Source organism: Gottschalkia acidurici 9a, assembly GCF_000299355.1.
In the GTDB taxonomy this organism is placed as follows: domain Bacteria; phylum Bacillota; class Clostridia; order Tissierellales; family Gottschalkiaceae; genus Gottschalkia; species Gottschalkia acidurici.
Window position 1 is genome coordinate 2,527,002 of record NC_018664.1, and the last position, 12,732, is coordinate 2,539,733.

Annotated in this window: 11 protein-coding genes; 4 read left to right on the forward strand and 7 right to left on the reverse strand. The window is 29.1% G+C overall.

All coding sequences use genetic code 11. The annotated features are described in order from the left end of the window. The first annotated feature begins 117 nt into the window (after window positions 1-117). Together CURI_RS12035 and CURI_RS12040 are read left to right on the forward strand one after the other, a co-directional pair. Window positions 118-564 (forward strand): MarR family winged helix-turn-helix transcriptional regulator, encoded by a 447-nt coding sequence (locus tag CURI_RS12035; RefSeq protein WP_014968536.1) that lies wholly within the window; start codon window positions 118-120, stop codon window positions 562-564. Window positions 565-577: 13 nt separating this feature from the next. Then, window positions 578-1,930 carry an MATE family efflux transporter gene (locus tag CURI_RS12040; protein ID WP_014968537.1) on the forward strand — a complete coding sequence of 451 codons (1,353 nt, stop codon included), beginning with the start codon at window positions 578-580 and terminating at the stop codon, window positions 1,928-1,930. 63 nt (window positions 1,931-1,993) lie between these two features. Here the strand turns inward: CURI_RS12040 and CURI_RS12045 are convergent, their stop codons facing one another. After that, window positions 1,994-2,608 carry an NUDIX hydrolase gene (locus CURI_RS12045; protein ID WP_014968538.1) on the reverse strand — a complete coding sequence of 205 codons (615 nt, stop codon included), beginning with the start codon at window positions 2,606-2,608 and terminating at the stop codon, window positions 1,994-1,996. Window positions 2,609-2,760: 152 nt separating this feature from the next. Here CURI_RS12045 and CURI_RS12050 point away from each other — a divergent pair, with 152 nt between their 5' ends. Next, window positions 2,761-3,819, forward strand: coding sequence for an SLC13 family permease (locus CURI_RS12050; protein WP_014968539.1), 1,059 nt, complete (start codon window positions 2,761-2,763; stop codon window positions 3,817-3,819). 17 nt (window positions 3,820-3,836) lie between these two features. Beyond that, entirely contained in the window at window positions 3,837-4,634 is a 798-nt protein-coding gene (gene proC, locus CURI_RS12055; protein ID WP_014968540.1) for a pyrroline-5-carboxylate reductase, read from the forward strand. A 15-nt stretch (window positions 4,635-4,649) separates the two neighbouring features. Here the strand turns inward: proC and yfcE are convergent, their stop codons facing one another. The 6 genes from yfcE to CURI_RS12085 all read right to left on the reverse strand — a co-directional run bounded on the left by yfcE (window position 4,650) and on the right by CURI_RS12085 (window position 12,705). Further along, window positions 4,650-5,195, reverse strand: coding sequence for a phosphodiesterase (gene yfcE / locus CURI_RS12060; protein ID WP_014968541.1), 546 nt, complete (start codon window positions 5,193-5,195; stop codon window positions 4,650-4,652). 27 nt (window positions 5,196-5,222) lie between these two features. After that, window positions 5,223-9,092, reverse strand: a complete 3,870-nt coding sequence (locus CURI_RS15090) for an AAA domain-containing protein (protein WP_228370489.1) — start codon at window positions 9,090-9,092, stop codon at window positions 5,223-5,225. 190 nt (window positions 9,093-9,282) lie between these two features. Then, window positions 9,283-9,987, reverse strand: a complete 705-nt coding sequence (locus CURI_RS12070) for an ABC transporter ATP-binding protein (RefSeq protein WP_014968543.1) — start codon at window positions 9,985-9,987, stop codon at window positions 9,283-9,285. Further along, the gene (locus CURI_RS12075) at window positions 9,987-10,754 is read right to left on the reverse strand and encodes an ABC transporter ATP-binding protein (RefSeq protein ID WP_014968544.1); all 768 of its coding nucleotides are present in this window, start codon (window positions 10,752-10,754) and stop codon (window positions 9,987-9,989) included. The genes CURI_RS12070 and CURI_RS12075 overlap by 1 nt, the downstream gene beginning before the upstream one ends. Next, window positions 10,754-11,809: a branched-chain amino acid ABC transporter permease gene (locus CURI_RS12080; protein ID WP_014968545.1), complete on the reverse strand. Its 1,056-nt coding sequence runs from the start codon at window positions 11,807-11,809 to the stop codon at window positions 10,754-10,756. The genes CURI_RS12075 and CURI_RS12080 overlap by 1 nt, the downstream gene beginning before the upstream one ends. 14 nt (window positions 11,810-11,823) lie before the next feature. Continuing rightward, window positions 11,824-12,705: a branched-chain amino acid ABC transporter permease gene (locus CURI_RS12085; protein WP_014968546.1), complete on the reverse strand. Its 882-nt coding sequence runs from the start codon at window positions 12,703-12,705 to the stop codon at window positions 11,824-11,826. Window positions 12,706-12,732: the final 27 nt, after the last annotated feature.

Consider the following 12,732-nt stretch of genomic DNA (forward strand, 5'->3'; position numbering starts at 1 on the left):
ATACTACTTTCTAAGGATTTTTTTAATTATCTAAATATATCTCTTGACATCTTTCTATCAATTAGTTAGAATTCTTATAGTAAGAAATCTAACTATCTGTTTGAAAGGTGATGTTCAGTGAGTGAAGAAAAAGTAAGAGAAATTGCTAAATTATTTTTTGAGTTCAGTCCCTTATACCAAAAAAAGATAATATCCTTTTTTTCTAAATGTGGTGATAAAACTTACAAATGTAACTCTAGTCAAGTGAAAGCTATTATGATTATAGGAGGTAAAGAAAGCATTATACCAACTAAATTAGGTCAATGCTTAGGTTTGCAAAAAGGAAGCCTAACCACTCTTCTTGATTCCCTAGAAAATATGAATTTAATAAAAAGAAGCTCACATCCTGAAGATAGAAGAAAAACATTAATATCTTTAACTGAAGAAGGGAATAATCTTAGAAACTTGAAATTAGAAGAATTCCAAAATAATATATCTAAGTTATTTAGTAAATTTCCTGAAGAAAAGTTAGATGAATTTTTACCTAGCTTTAAAAATGTATTAGATACTGTAAAAGAATTATAGAAGGAGGAATTATATGGATCGTTCAAAACAACTAGGAGAATCTCCTGTAGGTAAGCTTTTATTAAGTTTCTCTGTACCTGCAATTATAGGTATGGTAGTAAATGCTTTTTACAATATTGTAGATAGAATATTTATAGGCCATTATGTCGGTGGTTTAGGATTAGCAGGTGTTGCAGTTTCATATCCAATAATGATAATTGTAATGGCATTTGGTATGCTTATAGGTGTTGGTGCAACATCGATTATTTCAATTAGACTTGGTGAAGGTAGAAATGAAGATGCTGAAAAAGTATTTGGTAATGCTTTCTTCCTTTTAATCATTATTCCTGTATTACTTTCTGCTTTTTGTTTACTGTTCCTTGACCAAATTTTAGGTCTATTTGGTGCTAGTGAAAACATCTTGCCTTTAGCTAAAGAATATCTCAGCATAATACTTTATGGATCAATATTTCAAGTTATAGGCTTTGGTATGAATAACTTTATTCGTTCAGAAGGAAGTCCTAGAATAGCAATGATGACTATGTTAATAGGAGCCATCATCAATATAGTTTTAGATTATGTGTTCATAGTTATTTTTAATATGGGTATGAAAGGTGCTGCATTAGCTACTATAATAGGTCAAGCTGCTTCTGCCATCTGGGTACTTAAATACTTTTTATTTGGTCAAAGCTTATTGAAATTAAGAAAAGAGAACTTAAAATTAAAGTCAGAAATAGTTACTCATATACTTTCATTAGGTTCTGCTCAATTTTTTTCTCAAATAGCTAATAGTGCTATTATTCTTATAATTAATAGATCTTTAGCATCATATGGTGGAGATATAGCTATATCAGCTTATGCAATAATAAATAGTATAGCCATATTCCTTGTTATGCCACTATTTGGTATAAATCAAGGTGCTCAGCCTATTATAGGTTACAACTTTGGAGCTAAAAATTATGATAGAGTCAAGAAAACATTAAGCTTAGCAATTATAGCTGCTACAATTATTGTGGTTCTTGGGTTTATAGTTATAATGGCGTTTCCACAACTATTAGTATCTATGTTCAGTAAAGGAGATAGTGAGCTAACTAAAGTTACTATAACAGGACTTAGAGTTTTCTTAGCTGCACTTCCAGTTATAGGTTTCCAAATAATAAGTTCAAACTACTTCCAAGCGACTGGTAAACCTAAACATGCTCTATTTCTAAGTCTTTCAAGACAAGTTATAGTTCTTATCCCTGCGGTACTTATACTTCCTAGATTCTTTGGACTAGCAGGTGTATGGGCAGCAGGTCCAGTATCAGACTTTATATCATCTTTATTGACTATGATATTTTTAGCTATAGATATGAGACTTTTAAATAGACAAACTAAAATATCTTAAAAAAGTATGGATTATTGTTATTCTACATATACAATAGTCCATTTCTCTTTAATTAATATCTAATTAATTATTTAGTATACTTATAAAATTGTCAACAAATGTAGCTGTAATTCCCCAAATAGTATAGTTCTTATATTTATAAAAAGGAACTACTTCTTCTCTTTTTTTCCATTTATATTTTTCACCATTTTCAATTTCATCATGTGGAAAATTTACATCAAATATCATATCTAGCTTCAGACTATACTTTCTAGGTGCGTTTTTTAAGAAAAATTCCAATGGAACTGTAAATATATGATCTACTTCATCTTTACTGTAGTTTATATCTTCTACTCTTATATCTCTTATTATTCCGACATATCCGTATATAGTTATATTATATGGCATTACCATATAGTCTATTCCACCTAATATCTCTATATTATCTCTACTAATATTTAATTCCTCTTCAGTCTCTCGAATTGCTGTTTCTAAATTTGTCTCGTTACCATCTCTCTTTCCTCCAGGCAAACTAATATCTCCTGGTTGGAAATTTAATCTCTTTGATCTAACTTGAAATAGTATATTCCATTCATTATCCACTCTTATTAATGGCAGTAAAACAGAACAGTCTCTTTTATTACCTATTATTTTAGCCTCTCTATTCTTTAACTTATATAAATTGTCTATACTACTCATATCCTAAATAACTCTCCCTTTTTAACTAAATATAACCTTATATATTTGATTCCTTATATTATATTCAAGTACTTTAAATTATACCTTACTATTAAACATTAAGATAATATATAATTATTATTATCAACTTTATTTTTAGGAGGTATCTAGATTTGGTATTTATCATATCCTTGGTTTTAGCTATATTATCTTGTTTCTTTAATACACCTAGAATAGATAGTATAGATTTTAAAGTAATTATACTTTTATTTAATCTGATGATAGTAGTAAAAGCTTTTGAGAAATATAGTTTATTAGATTATATTGCTATTAAAATTTTATCTAGATTCAAGACTGAAAGAAGCATAGGTATGATGATTGTATTAACTACCGGTCTACTTTCTAGCGTTATAACTAATGACGTAGGGCTTATTACTCTAGTCCCTATAACTATACTCATAGCTAAAAAATCTAATTTTGATCCTGGATGGATTATAATCCTTCAAACACTCGCAGCTAATATAGGTAGTAGCCTTACTCCAATGGGTAATCCTCAGAATCTTTTTCTATATGAATTCTTTGACATAAGTTTAAAAGATTTCTTTGTAATAACTGGTGTCTTTGTTGCATTAGGATTTATTTGGCTATTTATTTTAAATCTAAAGAATAAAAACATTAAATTAGATTTAGATTTGAAGTCAGTTAATTTAAGTAATACTAAGGTTATAATCTATTATTTATTTCTATTCTTAATAATAATTTTGTCTATATTTAGAATAGTAGACTACAGATTAGCCTTTATTATAACTTTAATTTCCTTTATAATTTTAGATAAGAAGTTGTTTCTTAAAGTCGATTATTTACTTTTACTTACTTTCGTATGTTTCTTTGTGTTTATAGATAATATCTCTAATATAGATAATATAAGATTGTTTTTTTCTAATGTTTTAGTCGATGATAAAAGTGTTTTAGTATATTCTTCATTGATATCACAATTTATAAGTAATGTTCCTGCTGCTATACTTATTTCATCATTTACTTCCGATTTTAGATCTCTGTTACTTGGTGTGAGTATTGGTGGCATGGGAACACTAATAGCTTCTTTAGCTAACTTGATATCCTATAAGATATATATAAAAGAATATAAAGATTCTAATTATCTTTTAACTTTTCATATAGTTAATTTTTTAAGTTTAGGTTTGTTTCTACTATTAGGATTATTTATTGTTTAATATAAAGGAGGATTTTTATGTATAAAATAGGTTTTATTGGTTTAGGTAATATGGGATATGCAATTGTTAAAGGTCTTCTCTCATCTGAAAAAGGCGAAAATATAGCTTTTTATGATATAGACAAATCAAAACAAGATAGTATAGTTAAAGAACTAGGTATCGCCTTACGTCAAAGTAATGTTGATGTTGCTAAAAACTCTAAGTATATTATATTAGCTATAAAACCACAATTTTATAGTGAATGTTTGTCTGAAATAAAAGATTCTTTAGATGCTAATTCTGTAATAATAAGCATAGCACCTGGAATTACAATAGACAGCTTAAAAGATGTATTTGGTAAAAGTGCTAAAATAGTAAGAGTTATGCCTAATACCCCATCTCTAGTTTCTGAAGGTATGAGCGTACTATCATTTTCAAAAGATAATTTTAGTGAAGAAGAAACTGAAGATATAAAAAATATTTTTAAATCTTGTGGTGAGATAGAGATTATAGAAGAAAAATTCATGGATGCCATAGTTCCTATCTCTGGCAGTTCACCTGCTTATATATATATGATGATAGAAGCTTTAGCAGATGGTGGAGTACTTCTTGGATTACCTAGAAAACTATCATATAAATTAGCTGCTCAGTCAGTCTTAGGTTCTGCCAAAATGGTTTTAGAAACTGAGACTCATCCTGGTGAGCTTAAAGATGCTGTTTGTTCTCCTGGTGGAACTACAATAGAAGCAGTTGCAAAGCTTGAAGAAAAAGGATTTAGAAGTTCTATAATTGAAGCCATGATTTCTGCTTACGACAAGACAAAAAAATTAAAATAAGCTAAGGGTTTTCCCTTAGCTTATTTTAATGGACTTTAGTATATTCCCTTCTAGATCCTTAACTTCAAATAAATTGTTTTCTAATATCCCGTAAGAGTTAGGGTTATTTTCTTTTGGTAGTGTTATCGATCCCGGATTAAGTACATATATACCATTATATTTTTCTGCTAAAGGTACATGAGTGTGTCCATAAGCTAATATGTCTCCTTCACATATATTAGGTAGATTATCTTTATTGTATATGTGTCCATGAGTTATATATATTCTTTTTCCATTATAAAATAGAACTCCATAGTCAGCCATAATAGGATATTCTAGCATCATTTGGTCTACTTCACTATCACAATTTCCTCTTACTGCAACTATTTTATCTTTATATTTATTTAGTAGTGATGCTACTTCCTTTGGGTTATAGTCTTTTGGAAGTGGATTTCTTGGTCCATGATATAACGCATCTCCTAATATTACTATATATTGTGCATTTTCTTTCTCATATATATCTATGCCTTTTTCTAAATAGTGTATCGAACCATGTATATCTGATAAAAATAATATTTTCAATTTATTCTCCCCCTGTAAAATATATTTTTAATTTTTTAAAGACTCTAGTTTCATTTTTATTTTTTCTACTTCTACCTGCTTATTCTTCCACCAATCTCTGCTCCATATTCTATGGATTGTCCAACCTCTGCTTTCTAAAAATCTTTGTCTATATATGTCCCTTTCCCTAGCAGATTTAGAGCTATGATACGTTGCACCATCACATTCTATTCCAAGTATATATTCAGATCTATCCTCATCATATATTGCCATGTCAATTCTATAGCTAGATGCTCCCACTTGAGTCTGAACTTTTAGTCCAATATTAACTAACGCCTCATATACTTCTTCTTCAAAAGGACTATCAAAGTGAATTATATCTTTTTGTGTTCTTTCTATAGTATCTAGTGAGTATAATATATCTCTAGCTTCTTCTTTATTATCATTTGATACTGCTCTTACATACTGTAGATATTTTTTTAGTAGTATAGCACCTTTACTTAAGTTATCTACATAGCCCAGCTCTTCTGGTTCTATAGAAGTTATTACATATATTTTTTTCCTAGCTCTACTTATGGCAACATTTAGTCTGTTTTCTCCTGATTTCATAGTGAGACTTCCAAAGTTTCTCACTACTCGTCCTTCTTCATTTGGTGCATATCCTATAGAAAATATAATTATATCTCTTTCATCACCTTGGACATTTTCTATATTTTTTATAAAAATACCTTTATATTCATTTCCTTCTTTTCTTTCTAATTCTTTTCTATACACAGCTCCAAATTCTATATCTCTTAAAATTTCTCTATCTAGCATCTCTTCTATACACTCTTGTTGGCTAGAGTTAAAAGTAATAATACCTACAGTTTCGTTATTTTCCCTGTCTAACAGTATCTTTTTAATCAACTGTACTACTTCCTCAGCTTCTTTTATATTTTTCCTATCTATCCACTTTCCATCTATTTTTATTCTTTCTATAGGCGAGGAATACTGACTCTTATTTATATTAGGAACTACTTCTATCTTTCCATTATAAAAAGCATAGTTTGAAAAATTTATAAGTTCCTCATACATAGATCTATAGTGATAGTTCAAAGTAACACTCTCATACTTATACTTTGCTAGTTCTAATAAACTTTTAACTTCTGTACTTATTTTAGAAATATACTTTTCATCATCTTCGATATATTCTTCATTGTCCATCTTTACTTGATATAAGTCATTCGGTTGTAACTGTTTATCGTCTCCTGCTATTACTACACTTTTAGCTCTGTATACAGAAGGTATACTATTCTCAATAAACATTTGTGATGCTTCATCAAATATTACTACATCAAATATTCCTTCTTTTAAAGGTAATACACTTGATACTGCTTCTGGAGTTACCAACCAGCATGGTAGCAGATTTAGAAGTCCACTGCTCTGAAATGTATGAATAAACTTTCTTAAACTCATTTTGTTTCTTTTTTTATCTACTTCGTATTTCATATCACTATAGTTAGTTCCATCTTCTATGTCATTATTTAGTTTATCTATGATGACCTCGGGAACTAACTTTCTTTTACTTTCTAATAAATTTTCTATTTTTACTTTGATTTCATCCGGATTATCTATTGAATTTAAAATTTCCTTATTTTCTAACTCTATATATTCTATATGCTTCAAATATATAGTATTTCTTATAGCTTTGGAAAGGTCGATATCTTCTTTATCATTCCATTCATATTCTTCCATACAAAATTTCATTAAAAGCTTTTCTTTATCAGAAAGTTTATCTTTTAAATAATCTAAAATTTTTATTTGCTCAAAGTCTGTAGATATTATACTTTGTATATCCTCAAGCAACTCTTTCCACTTATTATTTTTTAATATATTACTAGTTAAAAGTTCTAATAGGTCTTCATTAAAATACTTTTCTAATATATATACTTCTTTAGTAAGTAGTTCTACAGTCTCTATGCTTTTTATATAACTTTCTATTTTTGATATTATTTCTTTTTTATTGCTAGTATAGCTTATATCATTAATACCAAATTCGCTTTTTATTTTTAATATCTCACTATTAATTTTAGCAGTCTCATCTATACACTCTATTATATTTTTTATACTATATCCTTTTACTCTCTGCTTTAGTTCTCTTCTACTTTTCCAGTATCTAAGTGTCCATATTCTTTTTTTCTTAACTACCTTACTAAGCTGTAGTAGTTTATTCAAGTTTTTAGTATGCTTGTCATCTAAAAGATTACTAGTATTACTAATTAACTCTAAGTCCTCACTTAGCTTTTTAGAGAGGTAAGAGGTATCTATTTGTTTATCTTCTATTAAATTTTCAATATAAACTATACTACTATCCTTCAATTTCTCACCATTATATTCTTCTGCATATCTTTTTATTCTTTCCACAAGACTTATAATTCTATCTTTTTCTATTTCCTGAAGATCTCCAAATTTTTTTCTATTCTTTAATACTAAATTATTAGAGTCGTACTTTAAATATCTTGATATTCGATCTATATTATTAAGTATTTCTTCAAGTTCTGTACTATTTATGTCTTTAAATTCATTAAAATTGTCACCTAATATCTCTATATAATATTTATATTTATTTGTACTTTTAGTATATAACTGATTTAAAGTTAAACCAAAGCTAGTACTTTTGTTTAAAACATCTGATAGTTTCTCTAGTTTTTCTAACTCACTTTCTATGTCTTGAGATACTTTATTAAACTGAATATTATACTTATCTCTAAAATATCTTTCTTGATTCTCTAATATACTATTAATCTTATTAAATAGTTTTTGTCTATCTGTATTAGGAGACTCTATATTTGCAACTCTATTGTCTAATTCTAGTTTTAGTAGTCTATTATATACAACATCTAGTGCAGCTTTTTTTTGAGACACCATTAGTATCTTCTTACCTTTAGCTAAATTGTCTACTATTAGATTTACTATTACTTGTGACTTTCCAGTTCCAGGTGGACCATATATTACTAGTTCCTCACTTTTTTCACTAACTATTATTGCTTTCTCCTGACTATAATCTAGTTCAGTTACAAAGTAGTTATTTTCTTGATTCACTCTAATTCTTTTTGATTCTTTATTTTCTCTACTAAAGCTTTTTTCTCCAGTTCCTTTAGCATCATTATGAATTAAGTTGTTTATCAATCTATTACTGCTATTTCTGTTTATAAGTTCTATATAATCATCATATATAGAGCTTGTTGAATTAGGAAATTGACCTATTACTATATTGTTTTTTAAAATAAGTTCTCCTAGTTCGTATGTTGAAGTGTTTGAGTTATTTATCTCCTTAAATTCTTCTATGCACGATATATCATTTTCTTTATCTATAAATATTCCATTTTCAGATAAATACTCTGCTATCCAGTTCAGTATATCCACATCTGTTAACTCTTCAAACTCTAGTTCAAAATCTCTAAGTTTTATTTCATTATATTTTTTAAAGCCCATTATAAATGTTTTATTTATATTTATATATTCATCATTTATACTTTGTAAAAATACTTCATCATTTTCTATCTTTAAACTTACTGGAAAAAGTAGAAGAGGTGCTTTTACAAGCGTACCATCCTTAAATTTTCCTTCCACAAATGGATACCCTATACACAGATCATGGCTCCCTTTTTCTCTTTGAATAGAGTTGTTTTCCTTATAAAGTTTCTTTAAGTCTTCATAGAGTGCAGATATATTTTCGTCATAAGGTGGTGATAGTATCTTTATCTTTCCATCATATCTTTCTGTAAGTAGCTTTAGTAGTCTTTCACAAAAATTTTGCCCATTTGCCTTTTCTAATGACTTTAAATCAAAAGCTACTTTTTTATAAAGTTTTTTTAATAATAGTGTTCTATTTCTGGTGCTTATATTTATAAGTCTATCTCTGTATATAGACAACATATCTTGCAATCTTATCACCTTACTTTCTTTAACTAAAACTTATGTTCTTATCTTTATTATATGATTAAACATTAGCTTTTACAACGTTTAAGGTTTTTCTACATAAAAAAACATCTATTAAAGTAATTACTTTAATAGATGTTTTTTATAAATATTATATTTTCATACGAAAAACTTTCACTTTATCTATCTAATCTTCGCCTAAGTATGCCTTTCTAACTCTATCATCAGATAAAAGATCCTTGGCATTTCCCTCTAATACAATTTCACCAGTTTCAATAACATATGCCTTATCTGCAACTTTAAGAGCTATATTAGCATTTTGTTCAACTAATAACACTGTTAATCCTTCTTTGTTTAATTCCTTTACTGCTTCAAATATTTCTGATACTACTATAGGTGCTAATCCCATTGATGGTTCATCTAGCATAAGTAATTTTGGTTTTGACATTATAGCTCTTCCTATAGCTAACATTTGCTGTTCTCCTCCACTTAGTGTTCCAGCCATCTGTTTCGCTCTTTCTTTAAGTCTTGGAAATAGTTTATATACATACGTTAAGTCTTTTTGAATACCGTCTGTATCATTTCTTAAATATGCACCCATAAATAAATTTTCCTCTACATTAAGTGCTGTAAATACACGTCTTCCTTCTGGTACATGTATAAGTGCATCTTTAACTATCTTCTCAGAAGCCTTACCTATTATTTCTTCTCCATTATACTTAATGCTTCCTTTTCCTTTAACTAAGTTAGATATTGATCTTAATGTAGTAGTTTTACCTGCACCATTACTTCCTATTAAGGTAACGATTTGCCCTTCTTTTACTTCAAATGATATTCCTTTTAAAGCATGAATACCTCCATAATATACGTGTAGATCATCTATCTTTAGCATTATTCATCTCCTCCTTGTCCTAAGTAGGCTGAGATAACTTTTTCATTACGTTGTATCTCTTGTGGAAGACCTTCTGCTATCTTATTACCATAATCAAGAACATATATTCTGTCCGAGATATTCATTACTAATTTTATATCATGTTCTATGACCAGTATTGTATAGCCTTTATCACGTATTTTTTTAATAAGATTAGTCATCTCTACTTTTTCCCCGCTATTCATACCAGCAGCAGGTTCATCTAATAGTATAAGCTTTGGACCTGTAGAAATTGCTCTTGCTACCTCTACTCTTCTTTGATGTCCATAAGGTAAGCTAGTAGCAATTTCATCTTTAAACTTTGTTAAATCTAAAAAGTCTAAAATTTCTAACGCTTTTTCTTTTACTTTAGCTTCCTCTTCTTTAAAATTCTTTGTTTTAAATATAGCATCTACTAAATTTGATTTAGTTCTACAGTACTGTCCTACCATTACATTTTCTAAAACACTCATAGTACTAAATAATCTTATATTTTGAAAAGTTCTTCCTATTCCCAGTTTAGTTATCTCATGGGGCTTTGATTTTTCTAATTTTTTACCTAGAAAAGTTACTTCTCCTTTTGTAGGTTCATATATACCAGTTATCAAGTTAAAGAAAGTGGTCTTACCTGCTCCATTAGGCCCTATTAGACTAACTATTTCGCCTTCTTTAATGTGAAAATCTACATCATTTACAGCTGTTAGTCCACCAAATGATTTTGTCATTCCTTTTGTTTCAAGTATATTCATTATTTTTTGCCCCCTTTCTTTAAGCTGTCACTACTAATCATACCCTGTGGTCTTGTTATCATCATCATTACTAGAAGTAATCCATATATAGCATATCTATATGATGATATATCTCTTAATGCTTCTGGTAGTATCGCTAATATAGCTGCACCTACTATAACTCCAGGTATACTTCCCACTCCACCTAGTACAACCATAGTAAGAATAGTTACTGATTCCATATAAACAAAGTTATCTGGATTTACATAGTGTATAAATGAAGCAAAGAAACTTCCGGCAGTTCCAGCTATAGCTGCTCCTAGTACAAATACTAGTATTTTTAAATGACTAGGATCTATACCCATAGCTTCAGCTGCTATTTCATCATCCTTAATAGCTACAAGTCCTCTTCCAAGTCTTGAATTTAATAAACGACTTGATATAAATACTGTAATTGCAGCCATAATTAAAATTATATAAAAGTATCCGATATTATGTTTTATAACAATTCCAAATATCGATGGATAAGGCACTGATGGTATTCCTGCTGGTCCTTTTGTGAATGAAGTCCAGTTAATCAATACTAGTCTTAGTATCTCTGCAAATCCTATTGTAGCGATTGCTAAGTAGTCTCCTTTAAGTCTCAGAATAGGTATTCCTATCAGTAGACCAAATATTCCCGCCATAATAGCACTTGCTATAAATGCTATTGAGATCGGTACATTGAAGCTAACTGTAAGTAGTGCAGTTGTGTATGCTCCTATTGCATAGAATGCAACGTGTCCCATTGAAAGCTGTCCTGCAAATCCTAGTATTAAGTTTAAACTTAAAGCTAATACTACATATAGTAAAACTATTATACTCGTTCTTAAGAAATAAGGATTGCCCGAAGTAATTATTGGCCATAATAATAATGCTACTCCAAATATAATTCCCAAAGTTTTTCTTGATTTTTTATTCAATCCTGTATATTTAGCAGTACCCCAGTCAAAGAATTTAGACATTATCTTAATTCCAATAAAGAGTATGACTGCATAAATTGTTATTCTAATTAATACACCTACTAAATTCTCCATATCAGCCACCCCTTCTATACCTTTTCTCTATCTGATTTACCTAGTATTCCAGATGGTTTTACTAGTAAAATTATAATTAATATTATGAAAGCTATTGCATCACGATATCCTGAAGATATATATGCTGCTCCTAAACTTTCAGATACACCCATTATAAGTCCACCTATCATGGCTCCTGGTATACTTCCTATTCCTCCAATTACGGCTGCTATAAATGCCTTAAGTCCAGGTACAAATCCCATCATAGGGAAAACTGCTTTATAGTACATTCCTACTAATGCTCCTGCTGCTGCTCCTAATGTTGAACCTAATGCAAACGTAAAGTAAACAATTCTATTTGTATTTATTCCCATTAGTCTAGATGCATCCATGTCTTGTGAAGTACATCTCATTGCTCTACCCATTCTCGTATATTTTATAATGTAGTTCAGTATAACTACTAACACTATTGTAGTTAATAATATTATAATTTGAAGCTTTGAAACTCTCATTCCTAAGATATTATATACTGTGTTGTTAATAACATCTGGAAACGATTGGGTTTCAGGTCCCCAAATTAACATTGCAAAGTTTTCTAAAAATATTGCCATCCCAATTGCTGATAAGAATAGATTTATTCTCGGTGCTTTAAAAACTGGACTATATGCAAATTTAGCTATAAGAATTCCAAATATTGCAGCTCCTACCATACCGAATAAAAATGCTGCTATAATAGGTAAGTTTAAAAGTGTCACTCCTGTTAGAGTTAAGAATGCACCTACCATGTATATATCTCCATGTGCGAAGTTTATAAGTCTTATAATACCATAGACCATTGTAAATCCTATTGCCGTTAATGCATATATACTTCCTAAGGCTATCCCATTACTTAGATGTTCCATAAACTCTAGAAACATTACGTCACCTTCTCTCATTATTGTAAG